A 25,644-nucleotide genomic window follows, 5' to 3' on the forward strand; every position below is an offset into this window, starting at 1 on the left:
CTTTTACTGAAAATAAATGTAAATAGTGGTCAGAAAAGTCAGTCAATTCAGTAATTTTTCCTTGACTTTCAAGTTGGAAAGATGTATCATATTAACCAAGATACATCGAAAGGAAATGAGTCAAATGACATTCGCAACTACAACTGTTTTGCTATTGCGTAATGAGGGCTAGTGCAAAAGCATTAGTCCTGTTTGGCTTACCAAGCGGGAGGTAAAAACATCTCGCTTGGGTTTCCGAGTGAGATGTTTTTTTACTACTATCGTTTTTACTTTTAGAAAGAGGATTGTCTATGCGTAAAGTTGAATTTTTTGATACAAGTCTTCGTGATGGGGAACAAACACCTGGAGTTAACTTCTCAATCAAAGAAAAAGTTGCCATTGCTAAGCAACTTGAAAAATGGGGAATTTCTGTAATCGAAGCAGGTTTCCCTGCAGCTAGTCCAGATTCATTTGAGGCAGTAAAACAAATTGCAGAAGCTATGACAACAACTTCTGTTACTGGTTTGGCTCGTTCAGTAAAATCTGATATTGATGCTTGTTATGAAGCTTTGAAAGATGCTAAGTATCCACAAATTCATGTCTTTATCGCAACAAGTCCGATTCATCGTGAGTTTAAATTGAAGAAATCAAAAGAAGAAATTCTTGAAGCTGTAAAAGAACATGTGTCATATGCACGTTCAAAATTTGAAGTTGTTGAGTTTTCTCCTGAAGATGCTACTCGTACTGAGCTTGATTTCTTGACTGAAGTTGTTCAAACAGCAGTTGATGCTGGTGCCTCATATATTAATATTCCTGATACAGTTGGCTTTACGACTCCAGAAGAGTTTGCACGTATTTTTGATCACTTGACTGAAAATATTAAATCAGATCATAAAGTTGTCTTTGGTGTTCACTGCCACGATGACCTTGGTATGGCAACTGCAAATACTTTGACAGCAATTAAACATGGTGCTGGACGTGTTCAGGGAACAGTCAATGGTATTGGTGAGCGTGCGGGTAATGTTGCTCTTGAAGAAGTAGCTGTTGCTTTGAAAATTCGTGAAGACTTCTTCCAAGCAACAAGTGATATTGTTCTTAATGAAACAATGAATACTTCAGAGCTTGTTTCTCGCTTCTCTGGAATTCCTGTTCCTAAAAATAAAGCTGTTGTTGGTGGAAATGCCTTCTCTCATGAATCAGGTATCCACCAAGATGGTGTTCTTAAGAACCCACAAACTTATGAAATCTTCACACCAGAATTGGTAGGTGTGAAGAGTAACAGTCTTCCTCTTGGTAAATTGTCAGGACGTCATGCCTTTGTTGAAAAATTGAAAGAACTTGAGCTTGACTTTGTTGAAGAAGATATCAAACCACTCTTTGCCAAATTTAAAGTCTTGGCTGGGAAAAAACATGATATCACAGATGCAGACATTCGTGCACTTGTTGCTGGTACTAGTGTAGATAATCCAGAAGGTTTCCACTTCGAAGATCTTCGCTTGACTACTAATGCTGATGAAACAATCACTGCTACAGTAAGCTTGGCTAATGAAGACGGTGAATCTGTAGAATTTTTGGCCAATGGTCAAGGGTCAGTTGAAGCTATCTTCAATGCTATTGACAAATTCTTCAACCAAACAGTTCGCTTGACTTCTTATAATATTGACGCTGTAACTGATGGTATTGATGCGCAAGCGCGTGTACTTGTAACTGTTGAAAATGTAGATACAGATACTATTTTCAATGCATCTGGTTTGGACTTTGATGTCTTGAAAGCATCAGCAATTGCCTATATCAATGCTAATACATTGGTTCAAAAAGAAAATGCTGGTGAGATGGCACGTAAAGTTTCTTATCGTGACCTTCCATAAGCCAAAGAGGATTTAAACATGACAAAGAAAATTGTAACACTTTCAGGTGATGGAATTGGACCTGAGATTATGGCAGCGGGTCTTGAAGTTCTTGAAAAAGTAGCTTCAAAAATTGGATTTGATTATGACATTGATGCTAAACCATTTGGTGGTGCTGGTATTGATGCCGAAGGTCATCCACTTCCTAAGTCAACTTTGGATGCTGCTAAATCAGCAGATGCTATCCTCTTGGCTGCAATTGGTGGACCTAAATATGACAATGCGCCAGTTCGTCCTGAGCAAGGACTCTTGGCCATTCGTAAAGAGTTGAATCTCTTTGCTAATATCCGTCCTGTCCGCATCTTTGATGCTTTGAAACACTTGTCACCTCTTAAACCTGAGCGTATCGAAGGAGTAGACTTCGTCGTTGTTCGTGAGCTTACAGGTGGTATTTACTTTGGTGAACATATTCTCGAAGAAGATAAGGCTCGTGATATCAATGATTATTCAGCAGATGAGATTCGTCGTATCATGCGTCGTGCTTTCAAGATTGCCCAAGGTCGTGGCAAAAAGGTCACTAGTATTGATAAACAAAATGTATTGGCAACTTCTAAATTGTGGCGTAAGATTGCTGATGAAGTTTCTTTGGAGTTTCCAGATGTAACTCTTGAACACCAACTCGTCGATAGTGCGGCAATGATCATGATTACCAACCCAGCTCGTTTTGACGTGGTTGTGACAGAAAACCTTTTTGGAGATATCTTGTCTGATGAATCAAGTGTCCTTCCAGGAACTTTAGGTGTTATGCCATCTGCTAGTCATTCTGAAAATGGTCCGAGTCTTTATGAACCAATCCATGGTTCAGCACCAGACATCGCTGGTCAAGGTATCGCCAACCCAATTTCAATGATTTTATCAGTAGCTATGATGTTGCGTGAAAGTTTCAATGAAACTGAAGGGGCAGAATTGATTGAAAATGCTGTTGATAAGACCTTGAATCAAGGTATCTTGACACGTGATTTGGGTGGTCAGGCTTCGACTGCTGAAATGACAGCAGCTATTATTAGCAATCTCTAAACTCATGACACTAAAACTAGTGTTACTAAGTGTTTTGTTGGTATGGAATCTCCTTGTTTTATGTGTTTATGGACTTGATAAAAGAAAGGCTATTCGACATAAGAGACGGATTTCTGAGAAGGTATTATTATTGCAGACCCTTATTTTTGGTGGTATCGGTGCCTTTATAGGTGGAAGACTTTTTAGACACAAAATTAACAAATGGTACTTTAAGCTTTGCTGGCTTATAGGAATTGTTATGGATGTTCTTCTTTTATACCTTATCCTAACGAAACTTTCGGATTAACCAATCCTTAGATAATAATTGGAGTATTTTATGAGCGGAAAATCAATTTTTGATAAACTTTGGGAACGCCACGTCGTTACTGGAAACGAGGGCGAACCACAATTAATGTATGTGGATCAGCATTATATTCACGAGGTTACAAGTCCACAGGCCTTTCAAGGACTTCGTGATGCTGGACGTAAAGTTCGTCGCCCAGATTTAACTTTTGGTACGACAGACCACAACGTCCCTACGGTTGATATTTTTAACATTCGTGACCTTATTTCTAAAAACCAAATTGATACTTTGGCGAAAAACGTTGAGGAATTTGGTATTGATGCGGCTACCCACGGTACTGCTCGTCAGGGGATTGTCCACATGGTTGGTCCTGAAACAGGTCGTAGTCAACCAGGAAAATTTGTCGTTTGTGGAGATAGTCATACGGCTACTCATGGTGCCTTTGGTGCTATTGCCTTTGGTATTGGTACATCTGAGGTAGAACATGTCTTTGCGACACAATGTTTGTGGCAAGTGAAACCGAAGAAAATGAAGGTTGAATTTGTTGGTAAACCACAGCCAGGTGTTTATTCAAAAGACTTTATTCTTGCACTCATTGCACGCTATGGCGTTGATGCTGGTGTAGGATACGCAGTTGAATATTGTGGTGAAGCTATCGATGCTCTTTCAATGGATGAACGCATGACCATCTGTAACATGTCTATTGAATTTGGTGCTAAGATGGGTCTTATGAATCCAGACCAAAAAACTTATGATTATGTTGAGGGGCGTCCATGCGCACCTAAGGGTGAGAAATTCGAAGAAGCAGTAGCCGACTGGAAAACTTTGGTTTCAGATCCAGATGCTGAATATGATAAAGTGATTACTATTGATGTTTCAGAATTGGCACCTATGGTTACATGGGGAACTAACCCTGAAATGGGTGTTGAGTTTGATCAACCATTCCCAGAAATCAAGGACTTTAATGATGAACGTGCCTACGAGTATATGGACGTTAAGCCTGGTGAATATGCTAAAGATATCGATCTTGGCTATGTCTTCATTGGTTCTTGTACTAACGCACGTCTTAGCGACCTTGAGTTAGCTGCTAAATTCGTTAAAGGAAAACATATCGCACCGACATTGACAGCTATTGTTGTTCCAGGTTCGCGTCCAGTTAAGAAAGAAGCTGAACGTCTTGGTTTGGATAAAATTTTCATGGATGCAGGATTTGAATGGCGCGATCCAGGTTGTTCAATGTGTCTTGGTATGAACCCAGACCATGTTCCAGAAGGTGTGCACTGTGCATCTACAAGTAACCGTAACTTCGAGGGACGTCAAGGATATGGTGCTCGTACTCACCTTTGTAGTCCAGCAATGGCAGCAGCTGCAGCAATCGCTGGTAAATTTGTAGATGTCCGCGATATGCCAGAAGTTCAAGCATAAGGGAGAAGATAATGGAAAAATTTACCGTCTATACAGGGAAATCAGTACCTTTGATGAATGATAATATCGATACGGACCAACTCATTCCCAAACAATTCTTGAAAGCTGTTGATAAAAAAGGTTTCGGTAAGAATTTGATGTTTGAATGGCGTTACCTTAATGATGATTACGATGAAAATCCTGATTTCGTCTTCAATAAACCTGAGTATCGCGATGCGACCATTTTGGTTACTGGTGATAACTTTGGTTCGGGGTCATCTCGTGAACACGCTGCATGGGCATTGGAAGATTACGGTTTCCGTTGTGTTATTGCTGGATCATTTTCAGATATTCACTATAACAATGAATTGAAGAATGGTATGTTGCCAATCGTTCAACCTTTGGAAGTCCGTCAAAAATTGGCTGCTCTTCCTGCAGGTGAGGAAATTACGATTGACCTTCCAAACCAAGTGATTAAATCTTCAGCAGGAGAGTTTCCATTTGATATCGATCATGAGTGGAAACGTAAATTGGTTGAAGGGCTTGACGATATTGGAATCACTCTTCAATATGAAGATTTGATTGCTGCCTATGAAAAACAACGCCCATCATATTGGCAATAAGAAACAATGATGTGTTTGTAAAATAATAATGAGGACTTAAAAGAATGGGATAAGGACAATGTTTAAGGTGTTGTTCTATCTCATTCTTTTTGTTTGAAACAGTTAACATGGTAGAGGCGTTTTTACAAGGAGCGTATGCTATAATAGAAGGATAGAAAGGAGGCCTTCATGTTTGCACAATTGGATACAAAATCTGTCTATAGTTTCATGGATAGTGTTGTAGATTTGACCACCTACATTAAGCGTGCCAAAGAGCTTGGCTATCAAGCCCTTGGTTTGATGGATCGTGACAATCTCTATGCTGCTTATCATTTTGCTCAGTTTGCAAGTAGCAAGGGTTTACGTCCTTTGATTGGTATGGAAGCTAATCTATTTTACGAGGGAAGAAAAATTCCTTTTCGTCTATTAGCAAAAAATAATCAGGGCTATAAAAATTTGATGAAGTTGGCAACAGAGCTCTCCTCAGGGCAACGCGAGTTTACAGCTTTTTCGGACTATCTAAATGCTATTGCCCTCATCCTTCCGAGTGAAGACTGGGAGCCAGGGATGACTCTTGGTTCAGAGGTTTTTATTGGGATAAGGCCAGAAGATGCTGGCAAAGAGTTTGATTATCCTGTAATTCCTTTACATACAGTGCGTTATTTTGAGAATGCAGACCGCTCGACGATTCAGATGTTGCATGCCATCTCACAAAACGTTTCCTTGTCAGAGGCCTCTATTTGTCCTATGAATCAGCTTCTTTTCTCGCCTCAAGAAATGGAAAGTGCATATAGTGATATTCCAGAGGCTTTGAACAATTTGGAGCAACTTGTTTCAGACATTACTTATCAATTTGATACGGATTTGAAGCTTCCCCGTTTTAATCGTGATATGCCAGCAGTTGACCAATTACGTCAATTAGCCCAATCTGGATTAGAAACAAAAAAGTTAAGCGAAGCAGTTTATCAGGAACGTTTAGACAAAGAATTGTCTATCATTCATCAGATGGGATTTGATGATTATTTCTTGATTGTCTGGGACTTATTACGCTTTGGGCGTAGCCGTGGTTATTATATGGGAATGGGACGTGGGTCTGCTGCAGGAAGCTTGGTGGCTTATGTCCTTGATATTACTGGAATTGATCCCGTTAAAAATGACTTGCTTTTTGAGCGTTTTCTAAATGAAGAACGTTATAGCATGCCTGATATAGATATCGACTTGCCTGATATCTATCGAAGCGAGTTTCTTCATTATGTTAGGGACCGTTATGGTAGTAAGCACTCTGCTCAGATTGTTACTTTTTCAACTTTTGGGGCCAAACAGGCTATCCGAGATGTTTTTAAACGTTTCGGAGCCAAGGAATTTGAACTGTCACAACTTAGTAAAAAGATTTCTTTTCGTGACACCTTGACCTCTGTCTATGAGAAGAATATGTCATTTAGACAGTTGATTAATCAAAGACAAGAATTTCAGAGGGCTTTTGAGATTGCTAAGGCTATTGAAGGCCAGCCAAGACAGACCTCAATCCATGCTGCTGGTATAGTGATGAGTGACGATGACCTAACCAACCATATTCCTCTAAAAGCTGGTGAGGATATGATGGTTACTCAGTACGATGCCTCCGCGGTCGAAGCCAACGGCTTGCTTAAGATGGATTTCTTGGGCCTCCGTAATTTGACCTTTGTTCAAAAAATGAAGGAGAAACTTGAAGAAGAGCAGGGAGTCGCTATAGATATCAAATCAATTGATTTGGAAGATCCTCAGACCCTAGCTCTTTTTGCCAAGGGTAAAACTAAGGGAATATTTCAGTTTGAGCAGGCGGGTGCTATTAACCTTCTTAAACGGATTAAACCCGCTAAGTTCGAAGAAGTGGTAGCGACAACCTCTCTTAACCGACCTGGAGCTAGCGATTATACAGATAATTTCATCGCTCGTAAGTATGGTAAGGAAAAAGTAGATTTGATTGATCCAGTAGTTGCACCAATCCTTGAGCCTACGTATGGTATCATGCTTTATCAGGAGCAGGTTATGCAGATTGCCCAAGTATTTGCAGGCTTTACACTCGGAAAAGCCGATTTGCTTCGTCGGGCAATGTCGAAAAAAGATGCCAATGAAATGTCCAAGATGTCCGAAGAGTTCATGGAAGGAAGTCGTCGGTTGGGACGTAACCCACAGATTGCTGAACGACTCTTTAGTATGATGGCTAAGTTTGCAGGTTATGGCTTTAATAGAAGTCATGCCTATGCTTATTCAGCACTAGCCTTTCAATTAGCCTATTTCAAAACGCATTACCCTCAGATTTTCTATGACGTCATGTTAAACTATTCGTCTAGTGATTACATTAAGGATGCAATTGAAAATGGCTTTTCTCTAGCCAGCCTTGATATTAATAGAATTCCCTATCTGGACAAGATTTCAGATGGAAAGATTGTATTAGGTCTTAAGACTATCAAAGGCTTGCCAAGAGATTTTGCCCTTTGGATTATTGAGGATCGCAAACAAAATGGTAAATACATTTCTATAGAAGACTTTTTGACACGTATTCCTAGCAAATATCAGAAAGTTGATAGTCTGACACCTCTTATCCAGATTGGTTTGTTTGATATTTTTGAACCAAATCGTCAGAAAATCATTGGTAATTTAAGCAACCTCTTTACTTTTGTCAATGAGTTAGGAAGTTTGTTTGCAGAGTCATCCTACTCTTGGGTTGATTATGAAGACTATAGCCAGAAGGATCGTTATAATTTAGAACAGGAGTTACTAGGAGTTGGGCTTAGCCCCCATCCTTTACACTTGGCTCAAAAAATGGCCTCTCGTCCCTATCAAGCCATTTCTGATTTGGCTGTTAATACTAAGGCAATGGTTTTGGTTCAGATAGAATCCGTTCGAATTATCAGAACTAAAAAAGGTGATCAGATGGCCTTTCTGAACGTCACTGATGGGATCAATAAACTTGATGTTACCCTATTTCCAGAAACTTATTTCTATCATAAGGATAAATTAAGTGAAGGTGGTCTCTTTTATCTTGATGGACGGACCCAGGAGCGTGATGGACGCATTCAGTTAATCTTGTCAAACATGGAGGAAGCTAGCACGGAGCGTTTTTGGATTTTACTTGAGAATCATGATAAAGACATAGAAGTTTCTCAAATATTAGCTAAGTATCCTGGACACATTCCTGTCATTATCCGTTATCAAGGAAGTAAGGAAACTATCGTTAGTCAAAGATACAGAGTAACTAAGAACGAGGAACTTAATCGGGAATTAGCACCTTATGTGCTGAAAACGGTTTTACGGTAAAAAAAACAATAAATATTTTCAAATTTAAAGCCATTTAGAATTCTTTGTGTTATAATGAAAATGTTAAATATATAAAAGGAGTATCAGGAATAATGAAACGTATTGCTGTTTTGACTAGTGGTGGAGATGCCCCTGGTATGAATGCTGCCGCTCGTGCAGTTGTTCTCAAAGCAATTTCTGAAGGAATTGAAGTCTTCGGCATTAACCGTGGATACGCTGGTATGGTTGAAGGAGATATCTTCCAACTTGATGCCAAAGGCGTAGACAACATCCTCAGCCGTGGTGGAACTTTCCTTCAGTCTGCTCGCTATCCTGAGTTTGCCCAACTTGAGGGTCAACTTAAAGGTATTGAGCAACTTAAAAAACATGGAATCGAAGGTGTAGTAGTTATTGGTGGAGATGGTTCTTACCATGGTGCTATGCGTTTGACTGAACATGGTTTCCCAGCTGTTGGTCTTCCAGGAACTATCGATAACGATATCGTTGGTACAGACTATACAATTGGTTTTGATACTGCTGTTGCAACAGCAACAGAAGCTATCGATAAGATTCAAGACACTGCTTTCAGTCACGGACGTACTTTCGTCGTTGAAGTTATGGGACGTAACGCCGGTGATATCGCTCTTTGGGCTGGCATTGCTTCTGGTGCAGACCAAATTATCGTACCTGAAGAAGAGTATGATATTAATGAAGTTGTACGTAAAGTTAAAGAAGGTTACGAATCAGGTGCTAAAACTCACCATGTAATCGTAGTTGCTGAAGGTGTCATGGGTGCTGAAGAATTTGCAGCTAAAATGAAAGAAGCTGGAGATACTTCAGATCTTCGTGCAACAAACATTGGACACGTGGTTCGTGGTGGTTCACCAACTGCGCGTGACCGTGTTCTTGCTTCATGGATGGGTGCACATGCGGTTGACCTCCTTAAACAAGGTATTGGTGGTGTAGCTGTTGGTATCCACAATGAAGAGCTTGTTGAAAGCCCAATCCTTGGTACAGCAGAAGAAGGAGCTTTGTTCAGTCTTACTGAAGACGGTAAAATTATCGTCAATAATCCTCACAAAGCACGTCTTGACTTTGCAGACCTTAACCGTTCATTGTCTAACTTGAGCTAATCTCAGTTACTTAAATTATTGTTAAACCGTCGCTAATGCGACAAAAAATATAAGGGAGTTTTATTTATCATGAATAAACGTGTAAAAATCGTTGCAACACTTGGTCCTGCGGTTGAAATCCGTGGCGGCAAAAAATTTGGTGAAGATGGTTACTGGGGTGAAAAACTTGACCGTGAAGCATCTGCTAAAAACATTGCTCAATTGATCAAGGAAGGTGCCAACGTTTTCCGTTTCAACTTCTCACATGGTGACCACGCTGAACAAGGTGAACGTATGGATGTCGTTCGTATGGCAGAAGACCTTGCTGGTCAAAAAGTAGGTTTCCTTCTTGATACAAAAGGACCTGAAATCCGTACTGAATTGTTCGAAGGTGATGCTAAAGAGTATTCATACAAAACTGGTGAACAAATTCGTGTTGCTACTAAACAAGGTATCAAATCAACTCGCGACGTTATCGCTTTGAACGTTGCAGGTGCACTTGACGTTTTTGACGATGTAGAAGTTGGTAAACAAGTTCTTGTCGATGATGGTAAACTTGGTCTTCGTGTTGTAGACAAAGATGCTGAAAAACGTGAATTCATCGTTGATGTTGAAAATGATGGTATCATCGCTAAACAAAAAGGTGTAAACATCCCTTACACTAAAATTCCTTTCCCAGCACTTGCTGAACGTGATAACGCTGATATCCGTTTTGGTCTTGAACAAGGTCTTAACTTTATCGCTATCTCATTCGTACGTACTGCAAAAGATGTACAAGAAGTTCGTGCTATCTGTGAAGAAACTGGTAATGGTCACGTTCAATTGTTGGCCAAAATCGAAAACCAACAAGGTATCGATAACATCGATGAAATCATCGAAGCTGCTGACGGTATCATGATCGCTCGTGGTGACATGGGTATCGAAGTACCATTCGAAATGGTTCCAGTTTACCAAAAAATGATCATCACAAAAGTAAACGCTGCTGGTAAAGTTGTTGTTACAGCTACTAACATGCTTGAAACAATGACAGATAAACCACGTGCAACTCGTTCTGAAGTATCTGATGTATTCAACGCAGTTATCGATGGTACAGATGCTACAATGCTTTCTGGTGAATCTGCAAATGGTAAATACCCAGTTGAATCAGTTCGTACAATGGCTACAATTGATAAAAACGCTCAAACTCTTCTTAAAGAGTATGGTCGTCTTGATTCATCAACATTTGACCGTTCAACTAAGACTGAAGTAGTTGCGTCTGCAGTTAAAGATGCTACTAACTCAATGGATATCAAACTTGTTGTTGCTCTTACTGAATCAGGTAACACTGCTCGTTTGATTTCTAAATACCGTCCAGAAGCTGATATTTTGGCTGTAACATTCGATGAAATTACTCAAAAATCATTGATGCTTAACTGGGGTGTTATTCCAGTAGTTACTGAAAAACCAAGCTCAACTGATGATATGTTTGATGTTGCTGAAAAAGTTGCATTGGAATCAGGTCTTGTAGAATCTGGTGATAACATTGTTATCGTTGCTGGTGTTCCAGTAGGTACAGGTGGTACAAACACTATGCGTATCCGCACAGTAAAATAATTTAAGTAGAACTTAAATTGAAAGAAGGTCTTTAGGATCTTCTTTTTTGGCTCTATAATCGATTTAGTAGGTTAAACTATTGAAGAGATTATAGAGCTTTTTTCGTAGGTAGGTAAATCAATTGGATAATAATAACAAGTGAAGAATATCATATTTATTCCAAATGGTTTAAAGCAAGATAGCTGATTTAGTTTGTATTTTAAACAGATTTAGTTCTAAGTGTCATATGGCCTAGAAGATATTTAGAGAAGAGGGAAATTATCTTTTCAAAGAAATTTTGCTTTTCTTGAAAACAACAGGATAAAAAATGTCGTTAAATAGACTTATAAACTATAGTTAAGATGGTTAAAAGCTATATTTTTTAGAAGTACTGGGTAGATAACCAACCATTTTTATTTAAATAATGACTTACTAATTTAAAAGTTCTAATGAATTATTAATTCTGAAAATCGATTTTTGAAAAAAATGAAATCATAAGTTTCTTTTTACTGACAATTCTAAAAGTAAATAATTATAAAATTATTAATTGAAATGTTTATAAAAATAGTGATATCTATAATCATTCTACTGTTTACATGATTATTTTTAAGTGAACCTTATAAAGAAATTGAAAATAAGAGCATTTCTTTTCACAAATATTAGGAATTTTGTTAAAATATTTAACGATTAGTATTTTTAAATACTTTTAATCTCATTGAGGGGTGAGATACTTAATAGTATAAGTGTGGAGGATTACCAAAGTGGGTAAAGATTTATTTAATGATCGTATAAGTCGATTTTCGATTCGTAAGCTGAATGTAGGGGTTTGCTCCGTTCTTCTTGGAACTCTGGTTATGGTTGGTACTGCTAGTCAAGTATCTGCCGATGAAACAGCTAACCAAGTCCAAGCAGGAGATGTAGCTAGCACTACTGCTACAGTGAGTGATGAGACATCTTCTCAGAATGCTGTTGCTGCTCAAGCTTCGACGGAAGTCGCAAATTTCTTATCAAGTTCTGAGACTAATAGTCAGTCTCAAACCGTTTCAAATGCTAGCGCAGCTACTTCTGAAACGTCTACAACACGAGCTTCTAGTGAGACAACATCTCAAGCAGCTTCGTCAACGTCAGCAACTACTGCAGCATCTACCACTAGTGTTGCTGGCTCTACAAGTGTAGGCAATACTACGGGAGTTTCAACGACAGCCTCTGTTACATCAGCATCATCTGAGACACCTGCTTCAGAAACAGCATCTGAAGCACAAGGTGTGGACGTTCAAGCAGAAGCTTCTACAACGAATGCTCTTTCAAGTGGTGCCGAAGCGTCTGCTATAGAGCAACCTGTTGTAACAGCAGAAACTTCTGGTCGACGTCGTTCACGTCGTGCAATCGGTGACCCTAATGACGAAAGCTTGATTGGGGATGATGTTGAAGATGCAACCTCAACTCCAAAAGTTGAAAAACCAGGCTTTACTACAAATGTTGATGCCAAATCTTTAGCGAGCCAAATCGCTTGGTTGGACTTTGGAGATGTAGCTAACTGGACAGGAGCAAAAATAATCCAGGTCGCTAAAAATGAACTTAAACCAAATGAGTTAGAAGAGAGCTTAGCACTTCAAGTTGGGGCTACCTATACTAAGGAAATAATGCCAGGTTATGTAGTCACTGTAAAAGTCAAATCCTTGAAACCATTCCAAGCGACTGAAATCTATAAAAAACGGATGGAAGAACAAGGGGCTACAGAAGCTGAAAAAGCGACCTATGATCCAAATGCAAAAAATGGATATGTAAAGGGTGTTACTTCACCAATTGCTAGGCAATATTTTGCTGATGGCAAAGAAGCCGACGTTATCGCTGATGCCCAAAACCGTTGGACTGAAATCAAATTTGAAAACATTGATACGAAATCCAAAAAGACTACCATGAGTTCTGCATATAATGGTGGGAATATTGGAGTTCAGTTTGAAATTTCTGCAACCTTCCGTGGTAAATCTGTTAAACCGGCTGTTGTCATGGCTGATGGAGAGTCTGCTAACCCTGGTGAATTTGTTATGTTCACTACCAACGGACAAGGTTGGCAGCACATTGGGGAATGGAAGAAAACTACTAGACCAGCTACCTCTGTTCCTTATGAACCACAAGATACAGAGAATCTTTTTGGTTCTAAACCTAAATATAATAACATTAACCTAAGACAACTTCGTGATAATTCTCCTCAAGCTGGACCAGATAAGAAACCAGTAGCATGGAAGTATTTTGGAAATCCTGACCAAGTTACGAGTGGTCTAGGAACCGGTATCTTTGGACCAAACATTTCTGAAGGAAATAGAACAGTTCCACTCGTGATGACACGTGGAGCATCTGAAGTGGGACTTTATATCGCTTCAGCTGGTAAACAGTCTGCCATGCTAGGATTCTTCCCACTTGATGAAGGGGATGCTCCTGAGTCATATGGTAAGGCAGTTCATACCATTGCAACTGTAGATGGCGTCACTGGAGCTAAAGTAAATCAACCGTACATTGGTAGCGTAAGCCCAGATATGGATGAGAATACAACTCTCGACTGGTTCGGTGATGATAAGGCAACTACGGCCGATGAAGGAATTAACCAATTGCTTCCAAGCGATCTCAAAGGGACAACCAATGAGATGATCAAGATGGACCGTACACGCCCAGGTAACTACAAGCTGTCAGTAGAAGCTCATACAGATGGAGCTTCAGAAGCACATATCTATGGTTGGGTAGACTTTAACCAAAATGGTAAATTCGATGAGGATGAACGCTCAAATCTCGCTACAATCACACAAGATGGCACTGTTGAGTTGACCTTTGCAAACAGCAAGACTTACGTCGATCCAAGCGTTAAAGAACTAGGTGCTCGTGTTCGTATCGCTAAGAAAGCTACCGAGATTGAGAGCCCAACTGGTATGGCTTTCTCAGGGGAAGTGGAAGACTTCAGAACTCAAATTACGCACCCACCAAAAGGGGAATTCAAGGAAACAAGTGGTCCTCAAGGGGCGAAGCAAACTGCAACTGTAACCTTTACAGCTCGTGGTGAACACAAGTATGAGCTTAATTCTAGTGCCGTTATTGACGAAACGGTAGAACCATACATCGTTGATAAAGATGGTAACCGTGCAACTCTTGATGCAGAAGGTTACTATGTCGTACCAGGTCAAGGGAAGTACAAGATTACTGCCAACGGTAAAGATGTAGACGTTGAGTTTATCCCAGAAGATAACTTCCTTGGAACAGCTGATGGTATCTCTATCCGTCGTTCAGATAATAATGGTTATGATACTGGTTGGTCAACAAAATTCCCAGACCAAGAAGCAAACATTAATGGTCAGTTAAATACCATGGATGGTCAATATGTTCCAACAGTCACTCCTATTGAAATCGAAGGGGTTGACAAGACATCGACTGATGTTCAAGGAGCAACTCAAAAAGAAACACCGACCTTTAACACAACTGCGACTAACTCAAATGGTGACAAGATTGCAATCACTCCAAGTGCAGAATATCCTGCTAAGTTGGTAGATCCAGCTACAGGTCGCACGATTGATGAGCCATCTGTAACAGTTGAAGGGGAAGGAACTTACACCATTAATCCTTCAACTGGAGAAGTAACCTTCACTCCAGAACCAGACTTTGTTGGAACAGCCAAAGGTGTGGATGTTACATTATCAGCACCAGTTGGACGCAATAAAAATGGTAAGGTTCAAGAGGAGTACATTAAGACTGCAACAGCTAAGTACACTCCAACTGTCACACCAATCACAGTGACTCCTACAGACAAGGTTTCTGCGGATGTTCAAAACGTTCCTCAAACCCAAATACCAACCTTTGATTTGAGTAATGATAAGACTGCTGAAATCACAAGCAAGAAATTGGTGGATCCCGCAACTGGTCAACCAACTGATGAAACAACAGTGACAGTAGCAGGTGAAGGTAGCTATACTATCGACCCAAAGACTGGAGCAGTAACATTTACGCCAGAAAAAGACTTTGTTGGTACTGCAAAAGGAGTAACTGTTCAGGCAACTGCTACCATTACAAATGCCAATGGTAAGACTGCAACCATTACTTCAGATGCGACCTACACACCAACTGTTGTGCCAGCAGTTCCAACTGCAAACCCTGCAACTTCTAAAGATATCCAAGGTGCAACACAAACAGGGACACCAACTTTTGCAGGAACTACTGTCCAAGTAAATGGTGAAGATAAAGCTATTACCATTAAAGCCAATAGCTACACATTGTTGGACAAAGATGGTAACGAGGTTTCAAGTACACCAGCTTATGCTGCAGATGGAACAACTGAAATCGGTACATTCACGATCGATCCAGCAACTGGTCAAGTAACCTTCACACCAACAGATAAATCATACACTGGTGCAGTTACACCAGTTAAGGTACAAGCTGAAAGCTCAAACGGTATTAAAGTTGATACAACTTACACACCAGAGATCGTTCCAGTAACTCCAACAGCAACACCAGCTAAAACAACAGATATTCAAGGTGCTACTCAAACAGGTAAACCTGAATTCAAGGGTGGAACTGTAACAGTTGATGGCGTTGAGAAGACTGTTGAAATCAACGAATCTGTTCCAGCAACATTTGATGATGGCTCAACAACCAAGACGGTTGATGGAGTTGGTACTTACACTGTAGCAGCAGACGGAACTGTTACATTTGTTCCTGAGAAGTCATTCGTCGGAACTGCACCAGCTGTAACCGTTGTTCGTGAAGATAAGAACGGAACCAAAGCTTCTGCAACTTATACACCAACTGTGACTCCAGTAACTCCAACTGCAACACCAGTTGAAACAACAGATATCCAAGGTGCTACACAAACTGGTAAACCTGTATTTACTGAAGGCGATAGCCGTGTGCCAATGAACGATGATGTTCCAGCAACATTTGATGATGGCTCAACTACCAAGTCAGTTGATGGCGTTGGTACCTACACAGTAGCAGCCGACGGTACTGTTACATTTGTTCCAGAACCAAGTTTTACAGGAACAGCACCAGCGGTTACAGTCGTTCGTGAAGACAAGAACGGAACAAAAGCTTCAGCGACTTACACACCATCAGTAACACCAATTACAGTGACTCCTACAGACAAGGTTTCTGCGGATATTCAAAACGTTCCTCAAACCCAAACACCAACCTTTGATTTGAGTAACGACAAGACTGCTGAAATCACTAGCAAGAAATTGGTGGATCCAGCAACTGGTCAACCAACTGACGAAACAACAGTGACAGTAGCAGGTGAAGGTAGCTATACTATCGACCCAACGACTGGAGCAGTAACATTTACGCCAGAAAAAGACTTTGTTGGTACTGCAAAAGGAGTAACTGTTCAGGCAACTGCTACGATTACAAATGCTAACGGTAAGACTGCAACCATTACTTCAGATGCGACCTACACACCAACTGTTGTAGCTGCTGTTCCAACAGCTCAACCAGCTACATCTAAAGATGTTCAAGGTGCAACGCAAACAGGGACACCAACCTTTGCAGGAACTACTGTCCAAGTAAACGGTGAAGATAAAGCTATTACAATCAAAGATAATAGCTACACGCTTTTGGATAATGATGGCAATGAAGTGACAAGTACACCAGCTTATGCTGCTGATGGTACAACTGAAATCGGTACTTACTCTATCGATTCAGCTACTAGTCAAGTCACTTTCACACCGACTGATAAATCATACACAGGTGTGGTAACTCCAGCCAAGGTTCAAGCGGAAAGTTCAAACGGTATCAAGGTGGATACAACATACACACCTGAAATCGTTCCAGTAACACCGACAGCAACACCAGCTGAAACAGAAGATATCCAAGGTGCAACGCAAACTGGTAAACCTGAATTTAAGGGCGGAACTGTAACAGTAGATGGCGTTGAGAAAACAGTAGCGATTAATGAAGCTGTTCCAGCGACCTTCGATGATGGTTCAACGACTAAGACAGTTGATGGTGTTGGTACTTACACAGTAGCAGCAGACGGAACAGTTACATTCGTACCTGAAAAATCATTCGTTGGAACTGCACCAGCAGTGATGGTTGTTCGTGAAGATAAGAACGGAACCAAAGCCTCCGCAACTTATACACCAACTGTGACTCCAGTAACTCCAACTGCAACACCAGTTGAAACAACAGATATCCAAGGTGCTACACAAACTGGTAAACCTGTATTTACTGAGGGTAATAGCCGTGTGCCGATGAATGATGATGTTGCTGCAACATTTGACGATGGCTCAACTACTAAGACAGTTGACGGCGTTGGTACTTACACAGTAGCAGCAGACGGAACTGTAACTTTTGTCCCTGAAAAATCATTCACTGGTGAAGCACCAGCCGTGACAGTTGTCCGTGAAGATAAGAATGGCACTAAGGCTTCTGCAACCTACACACCAACTGTAACTCCAGTCACACCAACTGCAACACCAGTTGAAACAACAGGTAAGCAAGGTCAAACCCAAACAGGTAAGCCTGTATTTACTGAAGGCGACAGCCGTGTGCCAATGAATGATGACGTTCCAGCTACTTTCGACGATGGCTCAACAACTAAGACAGTAGAAGGCGTTGGTACCTACACAGTAGCCGCAGACGGAACAGTAACCTTTGTTCCTGAGAAATCATTCACAGGTAAAGCACCAGCCGTAACGGTTGTTCGTGAAGATAAGAATGGAACCAAAGCCTCTGCAGCTTACACACCAACTGTAACTCCAGTAACTCCAACTGCAACACCAGCTGAATCTACTGGACCTCAAGGTTTGGTTCAAACTGGAACTGTAACCTTTACTGAAGGTGACCCAGTTGCACCAATCGACAAGGATACCATTACTCTTCTTGATGAAAATGGTCAACCAGCAACATCTGTAGTTGCTAAGTCACCAGAAGGTAAAGAAATTGGTACCTTCACCGTTGATAAAGATACAGGTGTTGTGACCTTCACACCAACGGATAAATCTTATTCCGGCGATGTTGTCCCAGTTAAGGTTCAAGCTGCGGATACTAACGGTACAACAGTAGAAACAACTTACACACCTAAGATTACTCCAGTTGTTCCAACATCTGAAGATGCTACATCAACTGATATCCAAGGTCAAACTCAAACAGGTAAACCAACCTTCACGGAAGGCAATCCAAATGTTCCAATTGATGAGGATACACCAGCTACCTTCGAAGATGGTTCAACGACTAAGACAGTAGATGGAGAAGGTACATACACTGTTTCTCCAGATGGAACCGTAACTTTCGTCCCAGAAAAATCATTCACTGGAACTGCTTCAGGCGTAACAGTGAAACGTGTTGATAAGAACGGTACTGAAATCACAGCTAAATACACACCAACTGTGACACCAGTAACCCCAACAGCTGCACCAGCTGAATCAACAGACATCCAAGGGGCAACCCAAACAGGCAAACCTGAATTCACTGAAGGCGATAGCCGTGTGCCTATGAACGACGCTGTTCCAGCAACATTTGATGATGGATCAACTACGAAGACTGTAGATGGTGTTGGTACTTACACAGTGGCAGCAGACGGTACAGTAACCTTTGTACCAGAAAAATCATTTGTTGGAACTGCACCTGCTGTAACTGTTGTTCGTGAAGATAAGAACGGAACCAAAGCTTCTGCGACTTACACACCAACAGTTACACCGGTAACACCAACTGCGACACCAGCTGAAACAACAGGTGTTCAAGGTGCAACCCAATCTGGCAAACCAACCTTCACTGAAGGTAATAACCGTGTACCAATGAATGATGACGTTCCAGCAACCTTCGATGATGGATCTACTTCTAAGACTGTTGATGGCGTTGGTACTTATACAGTAGCTGCAGACGGAACTGTAACATTTGTTCCAGAACCAAGCTTTACTGGTACTGCACCAGCTGTAACAGTAGTTCGTGAAGATAAGAACGGAACTAAAGCATCTGCAACTTACACACCAACTGTTAATCCAGTCACTCTTACTCCAACAAATAAAGTTTCTGAAGACATTCAAAATATTCCTCAAACTGAAACTCCAACATTTGCTTTGAGTGATGATGAGACTGCTCAAATTACAAGTAAGAAATTGATTGACCCTGCAACAGGTCAACCAACAGATGAAACAACTGTAACAGTAGCAGGTGAAGGTACTTACACAATCGATCCTACTACCGGAGCAGTAACCTTTACTCCTGAAAAAGACTTTGTCGGAACTGCAACTGGCGTGAAAATTCAAGCAATAGCGACGATTACAAATGAAGATGGTAAGACTTCAACCATCACTTCAGATGCAAGTTACACACCAACAGTTGTAGCAGCTGTTCCAACAGCTAAACCAGCTACATCTAAAGATATCCAAGGTGCGACACAAACTGGAACACCAACCTTTGAAGGTGCAACTGTTCAAGTAAATGGTCAAGATAAAGCTATTACAATCAAAGATAATAGCTACACACTTTTGGACAAAGATGGTAATGAAGTGGCGACTACGCCAGCCTATGCTGAAGATGGTACAACTGAAATCGGTACGTACTCAATTGATCCAGCAACTGGACAAGTGACCTTCACACCAACTGATAAATCTTATACAGGTAAGGTAACGCCTGTTAAGGTTCAAGCTGAAAGCTCAAATGGCATCAAGGTGGATACAACCTACACACCTGAAATTGTTCCAGTAACCCCAACAGCTACACCAGCTGAAACAACGGATATTCAAGGTGCTACTCAAACAGGTAAACCTGAATTCAAGGGTGGAACCGTAACAGTTGATGGCGTTGAGAAAACGGTAGAAATCAATGAAGATGTTCCAGCCACATTTGACGATGGCTCAACAACTAAGACAGTTGATGGCGTTGGTACTTATACAGTAGCTGCAGACGGAACTGTTACATTTGTTCCTGAGAAATCATTTACTGGAACTGCTCCAGCAGTGACGGTTGTTCGTGAAGATAAGAACGGAACCAAAGCTTCTGCAACTTACACACCAACTGTAACTCCTGTCACACCGACAGCTACACCAGCTGAAACAACTGATATTCAAGGTGCAACTCAAACAGGTAAGCCTGTATTTACTGAAGGCGATAGTCGTGTGCCAATGAACGATGATGTTCCAGCAACATTTGATGATGGCTCAACTACCAAGACAGTTGAGGGAGTTGGTACTTACACAGTAGCTTCAGACGGAACAGTTACTTTCGTTCCTGAGAAATCATTCGTCGGAACTGCACCAGCAGTGACAGTTGTCCGCGAAGATAAGAACGGAACAAAAGCTTCTGCAACCTACACACCAACTGTAACACCGGTAACACCAACTGCAGAAGATACAACATCTACTGACAAACAAGGTCAAACGCAAACAGGTACACCAACCTTCACACCAGGTAATCCAAATGTTCCAATGGATGATGATACACCTGCAACATTTGAAGATGGCTCAACAACCAAGAACATTCCAGGTGAAGGAACTTACACTGTTGCTCCAGACGGAACCGTAACCTTTGTACCAGAAAAATCATTCACAGGAGAAGGTTCAGGCGTAACGGTTAAACGTGTCGATAAGAACGGTACTCCAGTTACTGCTAAGTACACACCAACTGTGACACCAGTAACTCCAACAGCAACTCCAGCTGAATCAGAAGCCCCTCAAGGTGTGGTTCAAACTGGAACTGTAACCTTCACTGAAGGTGACCCAGTTGCACCAATCGACAAGGATACCATTACTCTCCTTGACGAAAATGGTCAGCCAGCAGCATCAGTTGATGCGAAATCACCAGCAGGTGATGTGATCGGTACCTTCACTGTTGATAAAGAAACAGGTGTTGTAACCTTCACACCAACGGATAAATCTTACTCAGGTGATGTTGTTCCAGTTAAGGTTCAAGGTAAAGATACGAACGGAACGGTTGCTGAGACAACTTACACACCTAAGATCACTCCTGTTGTACCAACTGCTGATCCTGCAACATCTACAGACATCCAAGGTCAAACTCAAACAGGTACCCCAAGCTTCACACCTGGTAACCCTGCAATCCCAATGGATGATGATACACCTGCAACCTTTGACGATGGCTCAACTACGAAGACAATTCCAGGAGAAGGAACTTACACAGTTGCTCCAGACGGAACTGTAACCTTTGTTCCAGAAAAATCATTCACTGGTACAGGTACAGGCGTAACGGTTAAACGTGTTGATAAGAACGGTACTTCAGTTACAGCAACTTACACACCAACAGTAACCCCAGTTACACCTACTGCAGAAGCTACAACATCTACAGGTAAACAAGGTCAAACCCAAACAGGTAAGCCTAAATTTACTGAAGGCAACAGCCGTGTGCCAATGAATGATGACGTTCCAGCGACATTTGATGATGGTTCAACAACTAAGACTGTTGAAGGTGTTGGTACATACACAGTAGCGCCAGACGGAACCGTAACATTTGTCCCAGAAAAATCATTTGTTGGTGAGGCACCAGCAGTAACAGTTGTTCGTGAAGATAAAAACGGAACTAAAGCATCTGCGACTTATACACCAACAGTAACCCCAGTTAACCCAACTGCAACTCCAGCAGAATCAACTGGTCCTCAAGGTGTGATTCAGACTGGAACTGTAACCTTTACAGAGGGAGATTCAGTTGCTCCAATCGACAAAGATACCATTACACTTCTTGATGAAAATGGTCAGCCAGCAGCGGCAGTATTTGCTAAATCACCAGCAGGTGATATTGTTGGTACTTTCACAGTTGATAAAGCAACAGGTGTTGTGACCTTCACCCCAACGGATAAGTCTTACTCAGGTGATGTTATTTCAGTCAAGGTTCAAGCTGCGGATACTAACGGTACAACAGTAGAAACAACATACACACCTAAGATTACTCCAGTCGCTCCAACATCTGAAGATGCGACATCAACAGATATCCAAGGTGCAACACAAACAGGTAAACCAAGCTTCACCGAAGGAAATCCAAATGTTCCAATCGATGAAGATACTCCAGCTACTTTCGAAGATGGCTCAACGACTAAGACAGTAGATGGTGAAGGAACATACACTGTTTCTCCAGATGGAACCGTAACTTTCGTTCCAGAAAAATCATTCACTGGAACTGCTTCAGGCGTAACGGTTAAACGTGTTGATAAGAACGGTACTGAGATCACAGCTAAGTACACACCAACTGTGACACCAGTAACTCCAACTGCAACACCAGCTGAATCAACTGATATCCAAGGTGCTACACAAACTGGTAAGCCTGAATTTACTGAAGGTGACAGCCGTGTGCCTATGAACGATGATGTTCCAGCAACTTTCGATGATGGCTCAACTACGAAGACTGTAGATGGTGTTGGTACTTACACAGTAGCAGCTGATGGAACAGTAACCTTTGTACCAGAAAAATCATTTGTTGGAACTGCACCAGCAGTCACAGTCGTTCGTGAAGACATGAACGGCACTAAAGCCTCTGCGACATACACACCAACTGTTACACCAGTCACACCGACTGCAACTCCAGCAGTATCTACTGACATCCAGGGTGCAACACAAACTGGTAAACCTGTATTCACCGAAGGTGATAGCCGTGTGCCAATGAACGATGACGTTCCAGCAACATTTGACGATGGTTCAACAACTAAGACAGTAGAAGGCGTTGGTACTTATACAGTAGCAGTAGACGGAACAGTTACATTCGTACCTGAGAAATCATTCGTTGGTGAAGCTCCAGCAGTGACAGTTGTTCGTGAAGATGTGAACGGAACCAAAGCCTCAGCAACTTACACACCAACAGTAACTCCAGTTACACCAACTGCTGACCCAGCAACATCTACAGACATCCAGGGTCAAACGCAAACTGGTAAACCAAGCTTCACGCCTGGTAACCCAAGTGTGCCAATGGATGATGATGTACCAGCTACATTTGAAGATGGTTCAACAACTAAAGTTATTCCAGGTGAAGGAACTTACACCGTTTCTCCAGACGGAACAGTAACCTTCGTACCAGAAAAAGCATTCACAGGAACAGGAACAGGCGTAACGGTTAAACGTGTCGATAAGAACGGTACAGCTATTACAGCTACCTACACTCCAACCGTTACACCAGTAACACCAACTGCAGAATCAGTTACTTCAATTGGTAATAAGGGTCAAACGCAAACAGGTAAGCCAAGCTTCACTGAAGGCGATAGTCGTGTACCAATGAATAACCAAGTTCCAGCAACCTTTGATGATGGTTCAACTACCAAGACGATTTCAGGTGTTGGTACTTACACAGTAGCTGCAGATGGAACAGTAACCTTCACACCAGAACCTGAATTTACAGGAACTGCCCCAGCAGTAACAGTTGTTCGTGAAGATGTCAACGGAACTAAGGCTTCAGCTACCTACACACCAACTGTCCTTCCAATCACTAAGTTTGTTGATAAAGAAGGTAAGGAAATCCCAGGATATCCTACAGTTGATGGTGAACAGCCAAAAGTTGAGATCCCAGGTTACCGCTTCGTAGAAACTAAGAAATTACCTAATGGTGATATCGAACATGTCTATGAGCAAGTAACAACATCATATGTAGATGAAAATGGTACTCCAATCCCTGGTTATCCAACCGAAGATGGCCAACAACCTAAGAAAGACATCCCTGGTTATGAATTTGTGAAGACAGTTGTAGATGAAAATGGTAATACTCAACACATCTACAAACAAATTGTGACTCCAACACCAGTGCCGGATACAACTCCGACACCAGAGCCACAGCCAGCTCCACAAACAGAAGAGCCTAAGGCTCCAGTGCTTCCAGAAACAAAAGAAGAAGCTCACTTTATCAATCCAACTGATAAGACAGCCCAACTTCCAGAAACTGGTAGTGAAGATTCAAACCTTGCAATCTTTGGTTTGGCAAGTCTTCTAGCTGGATTCGGACTTTATGGCACAAAACGACGCAAACGTTAAAATGATTTAACGGTCGTATAGGACCTTAAGAATCCAGATTTCAATTAAAATAGACCTCATGGTATTTGCCATGGGGTCTATTTGTATGGCCCAGACTGCGAGTTTTTTTAAGTCGTCATGATTGACTTTGCTCTCTAGGAAGCGTAATCTAGACCTTAGTTAAAGGATTATAAGGAGGTCCCTCGATGATTGAAGTAACTTATTTAAATACCGCCAAGCAAGAAAAACACACTTCCTTTGAAGATTACAATGAATTTGTTAGGGCACAGCAAGCTTGTTGGATTGCCTTGCCAGATGCAACGCCAGTCACTAAGGTGACTATAAACGGACATGATATTGGCTATAAGGGACAATATGGTGACCTTTACTTTTATATTATGAAGTTAGACTTGGCACAATATCAGTAATAATAAGGGAAAAGAATCAGACATCGTGTTCTGGTTCTTTTTTTTAATCAGGGTAATTTTTATAAATTAAGAATATTGCTAATTGACTGAAAATGACTTACAATAGAAAGGAAGAATTTATAGAAGGAGACACATATGAAAAACAAGCGTTTAATTTGGACTTTGGTTTTCTTAGCTATCTTGACGCTCGGTTCTATTGGTACAGATCTGTTCAAAAAAGAACACCAAGATACCAATAAGGTCGTCAAAGTAGGGATCCTCCAGTTCGTGACTCACGACGCCCTGGATCAAATCGAGAAGGGAATTGAGGATGGCCTTAAGGAAGCTGGTTATAAGGGGGACAAGGTTAAAATCACCCTCCTAAATGCCGAAGGAGACCAGTCTAAAATTCAAACCATGTCTAAACAATTGGTTAATGACAAGAACGATGTTGTTATCGGTATTGCCACACCAGCAGCACAGGGGCTAGCGGCAGCTACCAAGGATATTCCAGTCATCATGGGGGCTATCTCAGACCCTGTTGGGGCAAAATTGGTTAAGGATCTCAAGCATCCGGAAGGCAATGTCACTGGTACCTCTAACCAAGTGCCGATTAAGCAGACAGTAGAATTGGTCAAATCACTGACACCAAATGCCAAAACGATTGGTATTCTCTATGCTTCAAGTGAGGATAATTCCAAATCACAGGTTGAAAGCTTTAAGAAATACTCTGAAAAAGATGGCCTGAATGTGGTCGAGTACGCCGTACCATCAACCAATGAAATCAATACAACCATGTCAGTCATGACTGGTAAGGTAGATGCCATCTGGACGCCTCAAGATAATACTATTGCTTCAGCCTTTTCAACAGTAATCTCATCAGCCAACCAGGCTAAGATTCCAGTTTATACGACGGTTGATACTATGGTGAAAGAAGGCGGTTTGGCTTCAGTGGCGCAAAGCCAATATGAACTTGGAAAGGCTACAGCTCGTAGTGCCGTTAAGGTTCTTAAAGGTAAGAGAGTTAAGGATGTTCCTGTAGATGTTATCGATGATGGCACACCAACACTTAACCTTAAAGTTGCTCAAGACCTCAACATCACCATCCCTGACGATGTGCTTAAACAGTCAGACATCGCTGTTAAAGCTGATAAATAAGGAGGAC

11 protein-coding genes are annotated in these 25,644 nt (G+C 41.3%); all 11 read left to right on the plus strand.

Going from position 1 to position 25,644, the window contains the following annotated elements; genetic code table 11:
* Positions 1-290 precede the first annotated feature (290 nt).
* Entirely contained in the window at positions 291-1,847 is a 1,557-nt protein-coding gene (locus ADH51_RS04080) for a 2-isopropylmalate synthase (protein WP_004182645.1), read from the plus strand.
* 18 nt (positions 1,848-1,865) lie between these two features.
* Positions 1,866-2,903, plus strand: a complete 1,038-nt coding sequence (leuB, locus tag ADH51_RS04085) for a 3-isopropylmalate dehydrogenase (protein WP_002884071.1) — start codon at positions 1,866-1,868, stop codon at positions 2,901-2,903.
* Between the two features lie 4 nt (positions 2,904-2,907).
* A complete protein-coding gene (locus ADH51_RS04090; RefSeq protein ID WP_037604432.1) occupies positions 2,908-3,189 on the plus strand; it encodes a DUF1294 domain-containing protein in 282 nt (93 codons plus the stop codon).
* 30 nt (positions 3,190-3,219) lie between these two features.
* On the plus strand, positions 3,220-4,611 hold the full coding sequence (gene leuC / locus ADH51_RS04095) for a 3-isopropylmalate dehydratase large subunit (RefSeq protein WP_048674602.1): 1,392 nt from the start codon (positions 3,220-3,222) through the stop codon (positions 4,609-4,611).
* Positions 4,612-4,622: 11 nt separating this feature from the next.
* Entirely contained in the window at positions 4,623-5,213 is a 591-nt protein-coding gene (leuD, locus tag ADH51_RS04100; RefSeq protein WP_002890790.1) for a 3-isopropylmalate dehydratase small subunit, read from the plus strand.
* A gap of 168 nt (positions 5,214-5,381) precedes the next feature.
* The gene (locus ADH51_RS04105) at positions 5,382-8,492 is read left to right on the plus strand and encodes a DNA polymerase III subunit alpha (RefSeq protein WP_048674605.1); all 3,111 of its coding nucleotides are present in this window, start codon (positions 5,382-5,384) and stop codon (positions 8,490-8,492) included.
* A gap of 92 nt (positions 8,493-8,584) precedes the next feature.
* Positions 8,585-9,604, plus strand: a complete 1,020-nt coding sequence (gene pfkA / locus ADH51_RS04110) for a 6-phosphofructokinase (RefSeq protein WP_013990713.1) — start codon at positions 8,585-8,587, stop codon at positions 9,602-9,604.
* A 69-nt stretch (positions 9,605-9,673) separates the two neighbouring features.
* Positions 9,674-11,176: a pyruvate kinase gene (pyk, locus tag ADH51_RS04115; protein ID WP_048674608.1), complete on the plus strand. Its 1,503-nt coding sequence runs from the start codon at positions 9,674-9,676 to the stop codon at positions 11,174-11,176.
* A 740-nt stretch (positions 11,177-11,916) separates the two neighbouring features.
* Complete coding sequence (locus ADH51_RS04120; protein ID WP_048674611.1) at positions 11,917-24,093, plus strand: GEVED domain-containing protein; 12,177 nt, start codon at positions 11,917-11,919, stop codon at positions 24,091-24,093.
* Positions 24,094-24,278: 185 nt separating this feature from the next.
* The gene (locus tag ADH51_RS04125) at positions 24,279-24,500 is read left to right on the plus strand and encodes a DUF4649 family protein (protein ID WP_048674614.1); all 222 of its coding nucleotides are present in this window, start codon (positions 24,279-24,281) and stop codon (positions 24,498-24,500) included.
* A 135-nt stretch (positions 24,501-24,635) separates the two neighbouring features.
* Positions 24,636-25,637, plus strand: coding sequence for a tryptophan ABC transporter substrate-binding protein (gene trpX / locus ADH51_RS04130; protein ID WP_022496442.1), 1,002 nt, complete (start codon positions 24,636-24,638; stop codon positions 25,635-25,637).
* Positions 25,638-25,644: the final 7 nt, after the last annotated feature.

This window comes from Streptococcus sp. 449_SSPC (assembly GCF_001073005.1).
Taxonomy (GTDB): Bacteria; Bacillota; Bacilli; order Lactobacillales; family Streptococcaceae; genus Streptococcus; species Streptococcus salivarius_F.

Excerpts from the sequence above, each read along its gene's own strand:
- ADH51_RS04080 (WP_004182645.1), top strand. The coding sequence starts at position 291 with ATGCGTAAAGTTGAATTTTTTGATACAAGTCTTCGTGATGGGGAACAA.
- leuB (WP_002884071.1), top strand. The coding sequence starts at position 1,866 with ATGACAAAGAAAATTGTAACACTTTCAGGTGATGGAATTGGACCTGAG.
- ADH51_RS04090 (WP_037604432.1), top strand. The coding sequence starts at position 2,908 with ATGACACTAAAACTAGTGTTACTAAGTGTTTTGTTGGTATGGAATCTC.
- leuC (WP_048674602.1), top strand. The coding sequence starts at position 3,220 with ATGAGCGGAAAATCAATTTTTGATAAACTTTGGGAACGCCACGTCGTT.
- leuD (WP_002890790.1), top strand. The coding sequence starts at position 4,623 with ATGGAAAAATTTACCGTCTATACAGGGAAATCAGTACCTTTGATGAAT.
- ADH51_RS04105 (WP_048674605.1), top strand. The coding sequence starts at position 5,382 with ATGTTTGCACAATTGGATACAAAATCTGTCTATAGTTTCATGGATAGT.
- pfkA (WP_013990713.1), top strand. The coding sequence starts at position 8,585 with ATGAAACGTATTGCTGTTTTGACTAGTGGTGGAGATGCCCCTGGTATG.
- pyk (WP_048674608.1), top strand. The coding sequence starts at position 9,674 with ATGAATAAACGTGTAAAAATCGTTGCAACACTTGGTCCTGCGGTTGAA.
- ADH51_RS04125 (WP_048674614.1), top strand. The coding sequence starts at position 24,279 with ATGATTGAAGTAACTTATTTAAATACCGCCAAGCAAGAAAAACACACT.
- trpX (WP_022496442.1), top strand. The coding sequence starts at position 24,636 with ATGAAAAACAAGCGTTTAATTTGGACTTTGGTTTTCTTAGCTATCTTG.